At 61.3% G+C, this 16,972-nt stretch carries 16 protein-coding genes; 13 read left to right on the forward strand and 3 right to left on the reverse strand.

Features of this window, described 5'->3' with window-relative positions:
* Positions 1-109 precede the first annotated feature (109 nt).
* From HAQ05_RS00120 to HAQ05_RS00170, 11 genes are all read left to right on the forward strand, one after another.
* A complete protein-coding gene (locus tag HAQ05_RS00120; protein WP_190416556.1) occupies positions 110-2,881 on the forward strand; it encodes an LPS-assembly protein LptD in 2,772 nt (923 codons plus the stop codon).
* Positions 2,856-4,154: a peptidylprolyl isomerase gene (locus HAQ05_RS00125; RefSeq protein WP_190416557.1), complete on the forward strand. Its 1,299-nt coding sequence runs from the start codon at positions 2,856-2,858 to the stop codon at positions 4,152-4,154. Before HAQ05_RS00120 ends, HAQ05_RS00125 begins: the two co-directional genes overlap by 26 nt.
* Positions 4,151-5,137 carry a 4-hydroxythreonine-4-phosphate dehydrogenase PdxA gene (gene pdxA / locus HAQ05_RS00130; protein ID WP_190416558.1) on the forward strand — a complete coding sequence of 329 codons (987 nt, stop codon included), beginning with the start codon at positions 4,151-4,153 and terminating at the stop codon, positions 5,135-5,137. The genes HAQ05_RS00125 and pdxA overlap by 4 nt, the downstream gene beginning before the upstream one ends.
* Complete coding sequence (gene rsmA, locus HAQ05_RS00135) at positions 5,137-5,976, forward strand: 16S rRNA (adenine(1518)-N(6)/adenine(1519)-N(6))-dimethyltransferase RsmA (RefSeq protein ID WP_190416559.1); 840 nt, start codon at positions 5,137-5,139, stop codon at positions 5,974-5,976. Before pdxA ends, rsmA begins: the two co-directional genes overlap by 1 nt.
* Positions 5,977-6,061: 85 nt before the next feature.
* Positions 6,062-6,442 carry a Co2+/Mg2+ efflux protein ApaG gene (apaG, locus tag HAQ05_RS00140; RefSeq protein ID WP_190416560.1) on the forward strand — a complete coding sequence of 127 codons (381 nt, stop codon included), beginning with the start codon at positions 6,062-6,064 and terminating at the stop codon, positions 6,440-6,442.
* Positions 6,442-7,251 (forward strand): symmetrical bis(5'-nucleosyl)-tetraphosphatase, encoded by an 810-nt coding sequence (locus HAQ05_RS00145; protein WP_190416561.1) that lies wholly within the window; start codon positions 6,442-6,444, stop codon positions 7,249-7,251. The genes apaG and HAQ05_RS00145 overlap by 1 nt, the downstream gene beginning before the upstream one ends.
* Before the next feature lie 41 nt (positions 7,252-7,292).
* Entirely contained in the window at positions 7,293-7,622 is a 330-nt protein-coding gene (gene glpE / locus HAQ05_RS00150; protein ID WP_190416562.1) for a thiosulfate sulfurtransferase GlpE, read from the forward strand.
* A 282-nt stretch (positions 7,623-7,904) separates the two neighbouring features.
* Positions 7,905-9,827, forward strand: coding sequence for a PrkA family serine protein kinase (locus tag HAQ05_RS00155; RefSeq protein WP_190416563.1), 1,923 nt, complete (start codon positions 7,905-7,907; stop codon positions 9,825-9,827).
* A gap of 112 nt (positions 9,828-9,939) precedes the next feature.
* Positions 9,940-11,214: a YeaH/YhbH family protein gene (locus tag HAQ05_RS00160; RefSeq protein ID WP_190416564.1), complete on the forward strand. Its 1,275-nt coding sequence runs from the start codon at positions 9,940-9,942 to the stop codon at positions 11,212-11,214.
* Positions 11,211-12,773: a SpoVR family protein gene (locus tag HAQ05_RS00165; protein WP_190416565.1), complete on the forward strand. Its 1,563-nt coding sequence runs from the start codon at positions 11,211-11,213 to the stop codon at positions 12,771-12,773. Before HAQ05_RS00160 ends, HAQ05_RS00165 begins: the two co-directional genes overlap by 4 nt.
* Positions 12,774-12,815: 42 nt before the next feature.
* Complete coding sequence (locus tag HAQ05_RS00170) at positions 12,816-13,907, forward strand: multifunctional CCA addition/repair protein (RefSeq protein ID WP_190416566.1); 1,092 nt, start codon at positions 12,816-12,818, stop codon at positions 13,905-13,907.
* Here HAQ05_RS00170 and folK read toward each other — a convergent pair.
* Together folK and folB are read right to left on the reverse strand one after the other, a co-directional pair.
* Positions 13,904-14,428: a 2-amino-4-hydroxy-6-hydroxymethyldihydropteridine diphosphokinase gene (folK, locus tag HAQ05_RS00175; RefSeq protein WP_190416567.1), complete on the reverse strand. Its 525-nt coding sequence runs from the start codon at positions 14,426-14,428 to the stop codon at positions 13,904-13,906. The genes HAQ05_RS00170 and folK overlap by 4 nt on opposite strands.
* Positions 14,419-14,772 (reverse strand): dihydroneopterin aldolase, encoded by a 354-nt coding sequence (gene folB / locus HAQ05_RS00180; protein WP_190416568.1) that lies wholly within the window; start codon positions 14,770-14,772, stop codon positions 14,419-14,421. The genes folK and folB overlap by 10 nt, the downstream gene beginning before the upstream one ends.
* Positions 14,773-14,847: 75 nt before the next feature.
* Here folB and plsY point away from each other — a divergent pair, with 75 nt between their 5' ends.
* On the forward strand, positions 14,848-15,417 hold the full coding sequence (gene plsY, locus HAQ05_RS00185) for a glycerol-3-phosphate 1-O-acyltransferase PlsY (RefSeq protein ID WP_190416569.1): 570 nt from the start codon (positions 14,848-14,850) through the stop codon (positions 15,415-15,417).
* A gap of 66 nt (positions 15,418-15,483) precedes the next feature.
* Here the strand turns inward: plsY and tsaD are convergent, their stop codons facing one another.
* Positions 15,484-16,509: a tRNA (adenosine(37)-N6)-threonylcarbamoyltransferase complex transferase subunit TsaD gene (gene tsaD / locus HAQ05_RS00190; RefSeq protein ID WP_190416766.1), complete on the reverse strand. Its 1,026-nt coding sequence runs from the start codon at positions 16,507-16,509 to the stop codon at positions 15,484-15,486.
* Between the two features lie 199 nt (positions 16,510-16,708).
* On the opposite strand from tsaD, the gene rpsU reads away from it, so the two are divergent.
* Positions 16,709-16,924: a 30S ribosomal protein S21 gene (rpsU, locus tag HAQ05_RS00195; RefSeq protein WP_002551877.1), complete on the forward strand. Its 216-nt coding sequence runs from the start codon at positions 16,709-16,711 to the stop codon at positions 16,922-16,924.
* Positions 16,925-16,972 lie beyond the last annotated feature (48 nt).

The raw sequence follows: 16,972 nt of genomic DNA on the forward strand, positions 1-16,972 counted from the left end.
CGCTAGCCGTCAAGCGGGGCATGCTTTATTATCCAGCATCTTTTTCAGACCATCGAGAGGCGTGCACCCCGCGCGGGAAGATGGCACGCAGGAAGCCCGGATTATAAAGATGGCATTGAAATCGCCCGCGTTTCGTAGAAAGTTCCCGTTGCTCATTACCGGCAGTTTGCTGGCGATGCAACCCCTGGCCGTGTTGCATGTGGCCGCCGCTGAGCAGTATGACTGCCAGGTAGCCGCCGGAGGCGGCTGGGCCTGCGCTACCAAGGATACTGCCGCCGCCCTGCCACCACGCCCTGCCCATGATGCCAGTTCGGTCAGCACGCTGTCTCAGCCCGTCGACGGCCAAGTCGTCGACAGCAACGGCAAAGCCCAAGGCCCGTTGCTGGTCACTGAGAGCAAAGGCCGCGGCCTGAGGTCGCGCAGCGCCGACTACAGCCACCTGGACTGGGTGCCTCGGGAAAAACTCACCCCCGCGCAACTGGCCGAAACCGGCCCGTACTGCTCAGGCACCTACGTCGAGCCCATTCGCCCGGGCATGAACGACACCACGTCCAAGCAGGACGCGCCAACCTACCTGAACGCCAAGGCGTCGCGCTACCAGCAGGCAGAACAGGTCGCGACGCTGGCCGGCGATGTGGTGATGCGCCAGGGCAGCATGCAGGTCGAAGCCGACGAGGCTAGCTTGCACCAAGCCGAGAACCGCGGTGAGCTCAACGGTAACGTGAGGCTGCGCGACAACGGCGCGCTGCTCGTGGGCGACCACGCCGAGGTACAACTCGACAGCGGTGCCGCACAGATCGACAACGCCGAATACGTGCTGCACAAGCAACGTGTGCGGGGTAACGCGTTGTATGCCAAGCGCGCGGAAGACGCCATCATTCGCTTGAAAGACGGCACCTACACCAGTTGCGAGCCGTCGAGCAACGCCTGGATGGTCAAGGGCAACAACATCACGTTGAACCCGGCCACCGGTTTCGGCACGGCGACCAACGCCACGCTGCGGGTCAAGGACGTTCCAATCTTCTACACCCCGTATATTTACTTCCCGATCGATGACCGTCGACAGTCCGGTTTCCTGCCGCCCAGCTTCTCGACCAGCAGCGATAACGGCTTCACCCTGGTCACGCCGTACTATTTCAACCTGGCGCCGAACTACGACGCCACACTGTACCCGCACTTCATGGCCAAGCGCGGCACCCAGCTCGAAGGCGAGTTCCGCTACCTGACCCCCACCAGCGAAGGGCAGCTCGGCGGTAGTTTCCTGAGCGACGAGAGCGATGAACGCGACAAGCAGTCCGATTACAACAAAGACCGCTGGATGGTGAACTGGCAGCACAAGGGGGGCCTGGACTCCCGGCTGTCCAGCTTCGTCGACTACACGAAAATCAGTGACCCGTATTACTACCAAGACCTGCAATCCGACCAGATTGGCATCGAAAGCCGTGACTTCGTCAACCAGCAGGGCATGCTCACCTACCGTGGCGAGCAGGGCTATACCGCGCAGTTGAACGTACAGCAGTTCCAGTTGGCCAGCGTCTCGGACATCACGCCCTATGGCCGGTTGCCGCAGCTCACCCTGGATGGGAGCTTGCCCTTCAACCCAGGCGGCTTGAAGTTTGACTATCATACCGAGTTGGTGCGCTTCGACCGTGATCTGCGTAACGGCAACTATTTCGACCAAGACGGGGTGGGTACACCACGTCTCGACCAAAATATCGCCGGTTTGAACCGCGCCAATGGCGACCGCTTCGACGCGGAGCCGGCGGTGAGCCTGCCCATGAACTGGGCCTGGGGTTTCATCACACCGAAGCTCAAGTACAAGTACACCCAGTACGAGCTAGACCTCGACAGCCGCGGCAAGCAGCAACTCGGTGGCGACTATGACAAGTCGCCCAGCATTAGCGTCCCGATCGCCAGCGTAGACAGCGGCCTGTACTTCGACCGTAACACCACGATGTTCGGCACCCCCTACCGGCAAACCCTCGAACCGAGGCTGTTCTACCTCTACGTGCCGTATAAGAATCAGGACGACATCCCCGCTTTCGACACCGGCGAGACGCCGTTCAGCTTCGCCTCGCTGTTCCGTGACAACCGCTTCAGCGGCTCGGACCGCATCGGTGACGAGAACAAGCTGTCACTGGGGGTAACCAGCCGCTGGATTCAGGAAAACGGCTTCGAACGCCAGCGCTTCAGCATCGGCCAGGCGTATTACTTCAAGGACCGCAAGGTTCAGTTGCCAGACATGTCATACCGCGACCGCGACGATTCGCAGTCCGACGTGTCACCCTATGCGCTGGAGTATGAATATCACTTCAACCGCGACTGGCGCTTCACCTCGGACTTCAACTGGGACCCCGACAGCCGCAGCACCCGTTCGGGCAGCGGGATGTTCCATTACCAGCCTGAAGACAACCCGAACAAAGTGGTCAACTTCGGCTACCGCTACCGTGATGACATCGTTCACTACGACAGCGCCACCGGCCGTTGGCAGTATGGCGGCGACTATGGCACGCCAGGCCAAGCTAACTACGTGAAGGACTACTACAAGATCCAGCAGCACGACTTCTCGGTGATGTGGCCGATCGTCCCGCAATGGAGCCTGATCAGCCGCTGGCAGTACGACTACAACCGCAACCGCACGTTGGAAGCCTTCGGCGGGTTCGAGTACGACAACTGCTGCTGGAAGCTGCGGCTAATCAACCGTTACTGGGTCGATTACGACGAGTACAGCCAAGACGCCCCGGAAAACGAAAAAGGCGACCATGGCGTCTTCCTGCAAATCGTGCTCAAAGGCCTTGGCGGCGTTGTGGGCAACAAGGTCGAGGGTTTCCTCGATAAAGGCATTCAGGGTTATCGTGAACGTGAAGACCAAGCTATGTAATCTGTTGCGCCCAGCCTTGCTGGGCGCCTTGCTCGCCACTGGCAGCGCTCATGCGCAGCTTCAACAACTGGATCGCGTAGTGGCCATCGTCGATAACGACGTGATCATGCAAAGCCAACTCGACCAACGCATGAGCACCATCGAACAAGACCTCGCCAAGCGTGGCGGCCCTCAGCCGCCGCGCGACGTGTTGCAAAAGCAGGTGCTCGACCGGCTGATCCTCGACAATCTGCAACTGCAGATTGGCGAGCGCTCCGGCATCCGCGTCACCGACGAAGAGCTCAACGACGCCATTGGCACCATCGCCCAACGCAATAACATGACCGTGGATCAATTCCGCGCAGCCCTGGCCCATGACGGCTTGAGCTACGAACAAACCCGCAGCCAGGTACGCGATCAGATCATCATCAGCCGCGTACGCCAACGCCGCGTGGCCGATCGTATTCAAGTGTCGGAGCAGGAGGTAAAAAACTTCCTCGCCTCCGACCTGGGTAAGGCGCAGTTGTCCGAGGAATACCACTTGGCCAACATCACCATCCCGCTGCCGCAGAACGCCAACTCGCAGCAGATCCAGGAAGCCGCGCAGCAGGCGACGGATACGTACCAGCAGCTCAAGCAAGGCGCCGACTTCGGCCAGATGGCCCTGGCACGCTCGGCGGCGGACAACGCACTGGACCGCGGCGACATGGGCTGGCGCCAGGCCGCTCAATTGCCACCGCCCTTCGATCGCCTGCTCGCGACCCTGCAGCCGGGCGACATCACTCAGCCGGTGCGGGCCCCCGGTGGCTTCATCATCGTCAAGCTGGTTGAAACCCGTGGCAACTCCGCCGAAGTTCGCGATGAAGTGCACGTTCGCCACATTCTGATCAAGCCCAGCGAGATCCGCAGTTCCACCGAAACCAAGGTACTGATCGATCGCATCTACCAGCGCCTGATGGATGGCGAAGACTTCGCCGCGCTGGCCAAGGCCTTCTCCGAAGACCCAGGCTCCGCGCTCAACGGCGGCGACATGGGCTGGATCGACCCGGCCTCGGTGGTGCCACAGTTCCGCGACGTGATGGCACAAACCGCTACCGAGGAAGTGTCCAAGCCGTTCCAGTCGCAATATGGCTGGCACATCTTGCAGGTGCTGGGCCGCCGCGCCACAGACATGACCCAGCAGGCGCGGGAGCAGCAGGCCATGAATATCCTGCGCAGCCGCAAGTACGATGAAGAGCTGCAGAATTGGCTGCGTCAGATCCGTGACGAGGCCTACGTAGAAATCAAGCAGTGAAGCCATTGCGCTTTGCGTTGACCCCCGGCGAGCCAGCGGGGATAGGGCCCGACCTGTGCCTGCTGCTCGCTTCGCAACCCCAGCCATACCCGTTGGTCGCCATCACCAGCCGTGACCTGCTCACCGAGCGGGCAGCGCAGTTGGGCCTGGCCGTTACCCTGCTGGCGGTCACGCCCGGCCAACTACCCGACCAACCAGCCCCCGCCGGTTGCCTTTATGTCTGGGACACCCCCCTGGCGGCCCCGGTGCAGGCCGGCGTGCTGAACCGTGCCAATGGCCCGTTCGTGATCGAAACCCTCACCCGCGCCGGCCTGGGCTGCCTGAACGGCCAGTTCAACGGGATGATTACCGCACCGGTGCACAAAGGCGTGATCAACGATGCCGGGGTTCCGTTCTCTGGGCATACGGAGTTTCTCGCCGAACTTACCGGCACCGAGCAAGTGGTGATGATGCTCGCCACCGGCGGGCTGCGTGTGGCCCTGGTGACCACGCACCTGCCGCTGCGCGAGGTGGCCGACGCCATCACCGGCGAGCGCCTGCTGCGCGTGGCGCGCATTCTGCATGCCGACCTGGTGCACAAGTTCGGCCTGGCACAGCCGCGCATTCTTGTTTGCGGCCTGAACCCCCATGCCGGCGAAGGCGGCCATCTGGGCCGGGAAGAGATCGACGTCATCGAGCCAGCATTGGCCCAACTGCGCGCCGAAGGCATCGACCTGATTGGCCCGCTGCCGGCCGACACACTGTTCACCCCGAAATACCTCGAGCACTGCGACGCGGTACTTGCCATGTACCATGACCAGGGCCTGCCGGTGCTCAAGTACAAAGGCTTCGGCGCCGCGGTCAACGTCACCCTCGGGCTGCCCATCGTGCGCACCTCGGTCGACCATGGCACTGCCCTGGACCTGGCCGGCACCGGCAAGGTCGACACCGGCAGCCTGCAGGTCGCCCTTCACACTGCCTACCAAATGGCCGAGACACCCTGATGAGCGAGCGAGACCGCGAGCACCACCGCGAGCGAAACCCCGAACAATACCAACACCGGGCGCGCAAGCGCTTCGGCCAAAACTTCTTGCACGATGCCGGCGTGATCGATCGCATCTTGCGCGCCATCCGCCCGCGCGAAGGCGAGCGGCTGTTGGAGATCGGCCCAGGCCAGGGCGCCCTCACCGAAGGGTTGCTAAGCAGTGGCGCACAATTGGACGTCATCGAACTGGACAAAGACCTGGTGCCGATTTTGCAGCACCAGTTCGCGGGGCATGGCCATTTCAACCTGCACCAGGGCGACGCGCTGAAGTTTGACTTCAATACCTTGGGTGCCGCACCCCGCAGCCTGCGGGTAGTCGGCAACCTGCCATACAATATTTCCACACCGCTGATTTTCCACTTGCTCAGCCACGCCGCGCTGATCCGCGATATGCATTTCATGCTGCAGAAGGAAGTGGTCGAACGCCTGGCCGCGGGCCCTGGCGGTGGCGACTGGGGCCGGCTGTCGATCATGGTGCAATACCATTGCCGGGTCGAGCATTTGTTTAACGTAGGCCCAGGTGCATTCAACCCGCCGCCGAAGGTCGAGTCGGCTATCGTAAGGCTGGTACCGCACACCACCCTGCCCCACCCCGCCAAAGACCATCGGCTGCTTGAGCGGGTGGTGCGCGAAGCGTTCAACCAACGCCGCAAAACCTTGCGTAATGCGCTCAAGGCCCTGCTCGGCGCCGACCAGATCGAAGCCGCCGGGGTAGACGGCAGCCTGCGCCCAGAGCAATTGGACCTGGCCGCCTTCGTGCGCCTGGCAGACAGCCTCGCCCAGCCCACCAACGCCTGACCCACTTCCTGCTGCTTGGCGGCGGCGCAAAGTGGCCTAGACTCATGCATGCCGCCTGCAGCGCCGCTGATAAGAAGGTTCCACCATGTCTGACCCGCGTTACCGCATCGATGTCAGTGTCACTACCCGTTTTCTTGAGGACCAGTCCAGCCCGGAGCAGGGGCGCTACGCCTTCGCCTACACCATCACAGTCAACAATAATGGCCAATTGCCTGCGCAGCTGCTTTCGCGCCATTGGGTCATCACCGACGGCGACGGCAAGGTCGAACAGGTGCGTGGTGCCGGCGTGGTAGGCAAACAACCGCTGATCGGCGTAGGCGAAAGCCACACCTACACCAGCGGTACCGTCATGCCCACCCCGGTCGGCACCATGCAGGGCACCTACCAGATGCGCGCGGCAGATGGCACGCGCTTCGATGCACTCATCGAGCCATTCCGCCTGGCCGTGCCGGGGGCACTGCACTGATGGCCAGCTACGCCGTGGGCGACCTGCAGGGCTGCCTTGATCCACTCAAATGCCTGTTGGAACGGGTTCACTTCGAGCCCGCCCACGACACCCTGTGGCTGGTGGGTGACCTCGTGAACCGTGGGCCTCAATCGCTCGAAACCTTGCGCTACCTCTACAGCATCCGCCAGGCGCTGGTGTGCGTGCTGGGCAACCACGACCTGCATTTGCTGGCGGTGGCGCACGGGTGCCAACCGCTCAAGCGCGGCGACACCCTTAAAGAAACCCTCGATGCGCCCGACGCTGGCGACCTGCTACAGTGGCTACGCTTGCAAAAACTGTTGCACTTTGACGCACCACGCAACCTGGCGATGGTCCACGCGGGCATCCCACCCCAATGGAACATCGCCCAGGCCCTGCGCCTGGCGGCAGAAGTGCACGCCACCCTGCGCGATGACGGGCAATTGGAGGCTTTCCTGGCCGGCATGTATGGCAACGAACCCAGCCAATGGGACGACCAACTGCATGGGGTGGAGCGCCTAAGGGTAATCACCAACTACTTTACCCGCATGCGCTTCTGTACCGCCGACGGGCGCCTGGAGCTCAAGGCAAAGGAAGGTGCCGATACCGCCCCGCCAGGCTTCGCCCCTTGGTTCAGCCATGCTGGGCGCAAGGCGGCCGAGGTGAACATTATCTTCGGCCACTGGGCGGCGCTCGAAGGGCGCTGCGATGCACCTGGCGTGTTCGCCCTCGATACCGGCTGCGTATGGGGCGGCAAGATGACCTTGATGGACCTTGACACCCGGCAGTTGCATCAGTGCAGTTGCTGACCCACCTTTGCAATGCCGCGAGGCAACACCCGGAGCCCACGATGCCCGAATTCAAACATATCACCCCGGCCGATGCACAAGCACTACGGGAAAACGGCGCGGTGTTCGTCGATATCCGCGACCCGCAAACTTTCGCCAGCGGCCACATCAGTGGGGCGCGCCACCTGGACAACCACTCGGTGCAAGCCTTTATCGACGCGGCCGACCTCGACGCCCCGCTGGTGGTGGTGTGCTACCACGGGAATTCAAGCCAAAGTGCTGCTGCTTACCTGGCCAGCCAAGGTTTCTCCGAGGTGTACAGCCTTGACGGAGGTTTCGAACAGTGGCGTAGCACCTTCGCCCAGCACATCGAACAAGGCACGCCCGAATAATTTTTTTAGGGCCACGGTGGCCCGTGCCAAGCGGCCCTGAGCACACCTGACGAACGGTTGGGCGCACTTTAATGTGCGCAAGCCCTTGAACTCCTGGATAACCATCTATTCTTAAGCTCAGGCCATCCAGAATAGGGGAGAGCCGGTACACCGGCGCGCGGGTCATCGGTAGCAATTATAGGTGCATTGGGGGATAACGAATGGGTGGAGGACTCACCCATTCGCCAGCATCAGCTGTGTGACCCGGCGTCGGCTCCACGTATCGAGCGAGGTGACGCGTCCATGAGTATTTTTAGCCACTTCCAGCAACGTTTCGAAACTACTCGGCAGGAAGAACTCTCCCTGCAAGAGTATCTCGAGCTCTGCAAAAAGGACCGCAGCGCTTACGCTTCTGCAGCCGAACGTATCCTTATGGCCATCGGGGAACCCGAATTGGTCGATACGTCGGTCGATTCACGGCTGTCGCGGATCTTCTCCAACAAGGTGATCCGCCGCTACCCTGCGTTTCAGGACTTCCACGGTATGGAAGACTGCATCGAGCAGATCGTTTCTTACTTCCGCCATGCGGCACAGGGCTTGGAAGAAAAGAAACAGATCCTTTATCTACTTGGCCCGGTGGGTGGTGGTAAATCTTCGCTGGCCGAAAAACTCAAGCAACTGATGGAGAGGGTGCCCTTCTACGCCATCAAGGGCTCACCGGTGTTCGAATCGCCGTTGGGGCTGTTCAATCCGGCCGAAGACGCCGACATCCTCTATGAAGACTTCGGTATCGATCGCCGCTACCTGACCTCGATCATGTCGCCGTGGGCATCCAAGCGCCTGGCCGAATTTGGTGGCGACATCAGCCAGTTCAGAGTCGTCAAGCTATTCCCTTCGATCCTCAACCAAACCGCGATCGCCAAAACCGAACCGGGGGACGAGAACAACCAAGACATCTCTGCCCTGGTGGGCAAGGTGGATATTCGCAAGCTCGAGGAATACCCGCAAAACGACGCCGATGCCTACAGCTACTCCGGCGCGCTATGCCGTGCCAACCAAGGCATGATGGAATTCGTCGAAATGTTCAAGGCACCGATCAAGGTGCTGCACCCATTGTTGACGGCCACCCAGGAAGGCAACTACAACAGCACCGAAGGCCTTGGGGCCATCCCCTATTCCGGCATCCTGCTGGCACACTCGAACGAATCGGAATGGCACACCTTCCGCAATAATAAGAACAACGAAGCGTTCATCGACCGGATCTACATCGTCAAGGTGCCCTACTGCCTACGGGTGAGCGACGAAATCCGCATCTACGAGAAGCTATTGACCAGCAGTTCGCTGTTGAACGCCCACTGCGCCCCCGATACGCTGAAAATGTTGGCGCAATTTACCGTGCTGTCTCGGCTCAAAGAGCCCGACAACTCCAACATCTACTCCAAGATGCGCGTGTACGACGGCGAAAACCTCAAGGATACCGACCCCAAAGCCAAATCGATCCAGGAATACCGTGATACCGCCGGGGTAGACGAGGGCATGAACGGCCTGTCGACCCGCTTCGCGTTCAAGATCCTCTCGAAGGTGTTCAACTTCGACCCCCATGAGGTGGCGGCCAACCCGGTTCACCTGCTGTACGTGCTGGAAAACCAGATCGAACAGGAGCAATTCCCGGCCGAGGTTCGCGAGCGTTACGTACGGTTTCTCAAGGAATACCTGGCCCCGCGTTACATCGAGTTCATCGGCAAGGAGATCCAAACCGCCTACCTGGAATCCTACAGCGAGTACGGCCAGAACATTTTCGACCGATACGTGCTGTATGCCGATTTCTGGATCCAGGACCAGGAATATCGCGACCCGGAAACCGGCGAAATCCTCAACCGGGTGGCCCTTAACGAAGAACTGGAAAAAATCGAGAAACCGGCGGGCATCAGCAACCCGAAGGACTTCCGCAACGAGATCGTCAATTTCGTGTTGCGCGCCCGTGCCAACAACAATGGCAAAAACCCCGCTTGGCTCAGCTATGAAAAACTACGGGTGGTAATCGAGAAGAAAATGTTCTCCAACACCGAAGACCTGCTACCGGTGATCAGTTTCAACGCCAAGGCCAGCAAAGAGGACCAGAAGAAACACAACGACTTCGTGACGCGCATGGTCGAACGCGGGTATACCGAGAAACAGGTTCGCCTGCTTTCCGAGTGGTACCTGCGGGTGCGTAAGTCGCAATAAAGCTTCAAGCGGCAAGCATCAAGCGGCTACTGGCCAGCCAGGCTGGCCCGTTGCTGCCTGAACCATACTTGCAGCTCGAAGCTTGCGCTTCGAGCTGCCCCCGGAGGGGCCCATGAGCTACGTGATCGACCGACGCCTTAACGGCAAGAACAAAAGCACGGTGAACCGCCAGCGCTTTTTGCGACGGTACCGTGAACACATCAAGAAGGCAGTCGAGGAGGCCGTCAGCCGGCGCTCCATTACCGACATGGAACACGGCGAACAGATCAGCATTCCCGGCCGGGACATCGACGAGCCGGTGCTGCATCACGGCCGTGGCGGCAACCAGACCATCGTCCACCCTGGCAACAAGGAATTCACCGCCGGCGAGCATATCGCTCGCCCACAGGGCGGCGGTGGCAGCGGCGGTGGCAAGGGTAAGCCGGGCAACTCCGGCGAAGGCATGGACGAGTTCGTGTTCCAGATCACCCAGGAAGAGTTCCTCGAATTCATGTTCGAAGACCTCGAATTGCCCAACTTGGTCAAGCGCAACCTGGCCGGCATGGACACCTTTAAAACCGTGCGTGCCGGTATTGCCAACGAAGGCAACCCGTCACGGATCAATATCGTTCGCACGTTGCGTTCGGCGCACGCCCGGCGCATCGCCCTGACCGGCAGTAGCCGCGCGAAACTGCGGGAAGTGAAAGCTGAACTTGAGCGCCTGCGGCGTGAAGAGCCCGACAATTTTGGCGACATCAAGGCCCTTGAAGCCGAGGTCGAGCGGTTGTCGGCGCGAATTCACCGGCTGCCCTTCCTTGATACCTTCGACCTTAAGTACAACCTGCTGGTGAAGCACCCCAACCCCAGTTCCAAGGCCGTGATGTTCTGCCTGATGGACGTGTCCGGTTCGATGACGCAGGCCACCAAGGACATCGCCAAGCGCTTTTTCATCTTGCTGTACCTGTTCCTGAAGCGTAACTACGACAAGATCGAGGTGGTGTTCATCCGCCACCACACCAGTGCCCGCGAGGTCGATGAAGAGGAATTCTTTTATTCACGGGAAACGGGCGGCACCATCGTTTCCAGCGCCTTGAAGCTGATGCAGGAAATCATGGCCGAGCGTTACCCCGCCAACGAATGGAACATCTACGCCGCACAGGCCTCGGACGGCGATAACTGGAACGACGATTCGCCCATTTGCCGGGATATCCTGGCCAAACAGATCATGCCGTTCGTGCAATATTACACTTACGTCGAAATCACCCCCAGGGAACACCAGGCGCTGTGGTTCGAATATGAGCGCATCGGCGAACAATTCGCCGATGCCTTCGCCCAGCAGCAACTGGTTACGGCCGCGGACATCTACCCGGTCTTCCGTGAACTCTTCCAGCGCAGGTTAGTGACATGACCGCTCAAGAGCAAAAACGCCAACCGTTGTCCGTTGGCTCGGAATGGACCTTCGAGCTTATCCAAACCTACGACCGCGAGATCAGCCGTATCGCCGAGCGTTATGCGCTCGACACCTACCCCAACCAGATCGAGGTCATCACCGCCGAGCAGATGATGGACGCCTACGCGTCGGTGGGCATGCCGCTGGGCTACCATCACTGGTCGTATGGCAAGCACTTCCTCAGCACGGAAAAGTCCTACACCCGCGGGCAAATGGGGCTGGCCTACGAGATCGTGATCAATTCCGACCCGTGTATCGCCTATTTGATGGAAGAAAACACCATGTGCATGCAGGCACTGGTGATCGCCCATGCTTGCTATGGCCATAACAGCTTCTTCAAGGGCAACTACCTATTCCGCACGTGGACCGACGCCAGCTCGATCATCGATTACCTGGTGTTCGCCAAGCAGTACATCATGCAATGCGAGGAGCGCCACGGCGTCGATGCTGTAGAAGAACTACTCGACTCCTGCCATGCCTTGATGAACTACGGCGTAGACCGCTACAAGCGGCCTTACCCGATATCGGCCGAAGAAGAGCGGCGCCGGCAAAAGGACCGCGAAGAGCACCTGCAGCGGCAGATCAACGACCTGTGGCGAACCATCCCCCGCAGCGCCGGGAAAGCCCATGATGCCGACGAAGGCCGCTTCCCCGCCGAGCCCCAGGAAAACATCCTGTACTTCATCGAGAAGCATGCGCCACTGCTGGAACCCTGGCAGCGCGAGGTGGTTCGCATCGTGCGCAAGATCGCCCAGTATTTCTACCCGCAGCGCCAAACGCAGGTGATGAACGAAGGCTGGGCTACCTTTTGGCATTACACGCTGCTCAACGACCTGTACGACGAAGGTTTGGTCACCGACGGCTTCATGATGGAGTTTCTACAATCGCATACCAGCGTGGTGTACCAACCGGGCTATGACAGCCCCTATTACAGCGGCATCAACCCTTACGCACTGGGTTTCGCCATGTTTCGCGACATCCGCCGCATTTGCGAGCACCCCGACGAGGAAGACCGCCAATGGTTCCCCGATATCGCCGGCAGCGACTGGCTTTCGACGCTGAAGTTCGCGATGGGCAGCTTCAAAGATGAGAGTTTTATCTTGCAGTTCCTCTCGCCCAAGGTGATCCGCGACCTGAAGTTGTTCAGCATCTTGGATGACGACCAGCGCGATGACCTGCTGGTACCGGCCATTCATGACGAAACGGGCTACCGGCAAATCCGCGAGGCGCTGGCGGCGCAGTACAACCTCGGCAACCGTGAGCCGAACATACAGATTTGGCGCGTCGACCGCCGTTGTGACCGGTCGCTGACGCTGCGCCATACCCAATACAACCGCAAACCGCTGGGCGAGTCGACCGAAGACGTGTTGCGCCACCTGCACCGGCTATGGGGCTTCGATGTACACCTGGAAACCGTGCAAGGCGACCAGGTGGTGAAAACTCACCACATGCCGCCGCGCAGTGATGCCAGTGAGGGCGACTACGGGCGCATGGACATGGCCGTGGTTCATCTCTGAGCGGCCGTAGGGGTATCCTGTCGCCCCTACGGAGGTATCCCCATGCAAATCTACAAAGTCGGCGGGGCGGTGCGTGATCGCCTGCTCGGCCTGCCTGTCACCGATATCGACTGGGTAGTGGTGGGCGCGAGCGCCGAACAGATGCAAGCGCTGGGCTATCGCCCAGTGGGCGCTGACTTCCCGGTGTTCCTCCACCCCCGCAGTGGTGATGAATATGCCTTGGCCCGAACCGAACGCAAGAACGGCCGCGGCTACGCAGGTTTCACCTTCCATGCCAGCCCTAGCGTAACGCTGGAAGAAGACCTGGCACGGCGCGACCTTACCATCAATGCCATGGCCGAAGACGAACATGGCCAACTCATCGACCCCTACAACGGCCAACGTGACCTGCAACAGCGCGTGCTGCGCCATGTAGCGCCAGCCTTTGCCGAAGACCCGCTGCGAGTGCTGCGGGTGGCCCGCTTCGCCGCACGGTATGCCTCGCTGGGCTTTACCGTCGCCGCGCCCACCCTGGAACTGATGCGCCAACTCAGCGCGTCCGGGGAGTTACAAGCGTTGACCGCCGAGCGCTGCTGGAAAGAAATCTCCCGCGCGCTCATGGAGACCAGCCCGCAGGTGTTCATCGACGTGTTGCAGGCCTGTGGCGCGCTGGCGCAGCTGATACCGGAACTGGCGCCGCATTGGGGGCCTGAGCGTGCGCAGGTGCTGGCCCGTGCGGCCGCCGAACGACAGCCGTTGCCGGTGCGCTGGGCGTGCCTGCTGCATGGGCTGGGAAACCCCGTGCAGCCTGTGTGCGAACGCCTCAAGGTGCCGCGCGAATGCCAAGCGTTGGCCCAGCTGCTGGAACGCTACCTTGGCACCGCGCAACGCGCCGCCAGCCTCGCCCCCGGCGAGTTGGTCGAGCTGCTTCAGCATTTCGATGTGCTGCGCAGGCCACAGCGCCTGGAAGCCTTCTTAGCCGCCGCGACGCTGCTGCAGCATGGCCCGTTCCCTGGGGCCGAACGCCTGCGCCAGGCGGCGCGGGCCATGCAGGCGGTGGATGCCCAGCCGTTGATCGCCCAGGGGTTCAAGGGCCAGGCCCTGGGCGATGCATTGCAGCAGGCGCGGTTGCAGGCCGTCGGCGCTACGCGCTAAACGGCTTGGAGGCCGGCTGGCGTCAACTGGCGCCCTTGCCAGTTAAAGGGCACCGGCGCCAGTTGTTGATCGATATGCGCCTGTTGCCATAACTGCGCGAACGTTTCGCCAACGCCCGGATGCACTTGGGTGGGTGCCAGCAGGCTCAACGGCCAGAGCACGAAGGCATTCTTGAGGATTTCCGCGCGCGGCAGCACCAACCCATCGAAGTTGCCGACCTGCTCGCCAAACATCAGCACGTCGATATCGAGCGGCAAACCTACCCGGCTGGGTGCATAACGGCCATTATCGGCCTCGATGAACTTGAGTTTGCGATCGAGCGTCATCAGCGGCAGGTCGGTCAGGCCGGTGACCACCAAGTTGTAGAAAGGCCCGCTACGAATGCCCACCGGCTGGCTTTCGAACACCGGCGAACAGGCCATGGTTTGAAGAAACTGCGCCAACGCATCGAGCCCTGCGCATACATGGCGATGGCGGTCGATGTTACTGCCGACCCCCAGGTAAACCCGTGTCAGCGGCATCCGCGCTCGATCTCCACGCCCACACCCCGGGCAGCGGCCACTGCGCCGGGCTTGGTGAGCTTAACCCGCAGCCAGGTAATGCCAAACTCTTGCATCAGCACCTCGGCCAACCGCTCGGCGAAGGTTTCGACCAGTTGGAACCGAGCCTGCCCGGCGAACGCTTGGACTCGCTCGGCCACCTTGGCGTAATCGAGGGCCTTGGCCAAGTCGTCGGCGGCCGCCGGCGCGCGGTTATCCCAGGCAAAAACGAGGTCCAGGCACAAGCATTGGCGGATCTCCCGCTCCCAGTCGTAGGCACCGATCACGGTGTCGACTTCCAGCCTTTCGATGAACACTTTGTCCAAACACTTAACTCCACTGCACGACACAGGCGCCAGGCGCCGTTAGAATCGGGGCGTACCCTGCCCGGAATAGTACGCATGTTTTGGCTACTGGCACTGATCGCCTACCTGCTCGGCTCGCTGTCCTTTGCCATACTGTTGAGCCGCCTGGCTGGGATGCCCGACCCCCGCGACGCCGGCTCCGGCAATGCCGGCGCCACTAACATGCTGCGCCTGGCCGGCAAGCGCCTGGCCATTCTCACATTGTTCGGCGACTTGGCCAAAGGTTTACTGCCGGTGCTGTTTGCCAGGTTATGCGGCTTGCCGCTGCAAGCGCAGGCCTGGATTGGCCTGTGCGCGGTACTCGGGCACATGTTCCCGGTGTATTTTCGCTTTCGCGGTGGCAAAGGCGTGGCCACCGCCGCCGGCATGCTATTGGGCCTATACCCGCCGGCATTGCTCCTGGCCGTGGCCATCTGGCTATTGGCGTTCTACCTGCGCCGCACCAGCTCGCTGGCCGCGCTGCTGGCCATCCCTCTGACCCTGCCCTTACTGGCGTGGCAAGCGCCCCAGGCGCTGGTGCCAATGACCGTGCTCACCGCGCTGATCGTGTGGCGGCACCGGGCCAACCTGCGGGACCTGTTCGCCGGGCGCGAACGGCACTTCTAAACCCGGCCCCAGGCGTATCCAAGGCCCCAGGCCGAACCCGCCGCGTCTACCCGCCAGGGCGGCTATTCATACCGGCGGCAGCTGTTCCATGGGCCAACGCGCCTGCACGTGAATCCCCAGCCCTTCGCGCTGCCCCGCCATAAGGCGCTGGCAACCGGCATAGGCGATCATCGCGCCGTTATCGGTGCAAAACCGCGGGCGGGCATAGAACACGCTGCCCTCCAACGCCGCGGTCACCCCTTCCAGCGCGGTGCGCAGGGCTTGGTTGGCGCTGACGCCGCCGGCGATCACCAAGTGTTTCAAGCCGGTTTGCTTGAGCGCGCGCCGGCATTTGATGGCCAAGGTGTCGACCACCGCCTGCTGGAACGCCAACGCGATGTCACAGCGCGTCTGCTCACCGTTATCGCCAGCCGCCTGGCAGGCCTGCCAGGTATTGAGGGTAAAGGTTTTGAGGCCACTGAAGCTGAAGTCCAGGCCAGGGCGGTCGGTCATCGGCCGTGGAAACACAAAGCGCCCGGCCTCACCCTGTTCGGCCAAATGGGCGATTTCCGGCCCCCCCGGGTACGGCAGGCCCATCAGCTTGGCGGTTTTATCGAAGGCTTCACCGGCTGCGTCGTCCAGGCTTTCGCCGAGCAATTGGTATTGGCCAATGCCGTCGACCCGCACCAATTGGGTATGGCCACCCGATACCAATAGGGCGACGAACGGAAACCGCGGCGGTTGCGCTTCGAGCATCGGCGCCAACAGGTGGCCCTCCATGTGGTGCACACCCAACGCCGGAATACCCCAGGCAAACGCCAGCGCCTGTGCACAGCAAGCCCCTACCAACAGCGCACCCACCAGCCCAGGGCCGGCCGTGTAAGCTACCGCGTCGATATCGCCGGCCACACGGCCGGCGTCGCCCAAGACTTGGCGGATCAGCGGCAGCATGCGCTTGGCGTGATCACGCGAAGCGAGTTCCGGCACCACACCGCCGTAGACACGGTGCAGGTCGATCTGGCTGAATAATGCATCTGCCAACAGGCCGCGCTCACTGTCGTATAGCGCGACACCGGTTTCATCGCAGGATGTTTCCAAACCCAGTACTAGCATGGGGTGTGTGGCCTTGGCGCGCTTGGTGTCGAAGGCGCGCATGATAGTCGCCGCCCACCGCGCCGACCAGTGGTTTTCGATCAGAGGCTTTGCAAAGCCCTGGTTCTAAGGGTACTATTCGCAACCCTTAAAAACCGACGTATCCAGAGCGAGTCCGCCATGGGGTACGTTGCCCCGGAATGAATGAAGGTAGCTCTGGATGCCAGCCGTCAAAGTTAAAGAGAACGAACCCTTCGACGTAGCTCTGCGTCGTTTCAAGCGCTCCTGCGAAAAGGCCGGTGTACTGGCCGAAGTGCGTAGCCGCGAGTTTTACGAAAAGCCCACCTCTGAGCGCAAGCGCAAAGCCGCTGCCGCGGTGAAGCGTCACGCTAAGAAAGTCCAGCGCGAACAGCGCCGCGCCGTTCGCCTGTACTGATTACAGCCGCACGTCGCAAGCCTTTGCTTGGCCCGGCCCTCAAAAGCC

Origin of the sequence: Pseudomonas typographi (assembly GCF_014694385.1) — a bacterium.
Taxonomy (GTDB): Bacteria; Pseudomonadota; Gammaproteobacteria; order Pseudomonadales; family Pseudomonadaceae; genus Aquipseudomonas; species Aquipseudomonas typographi.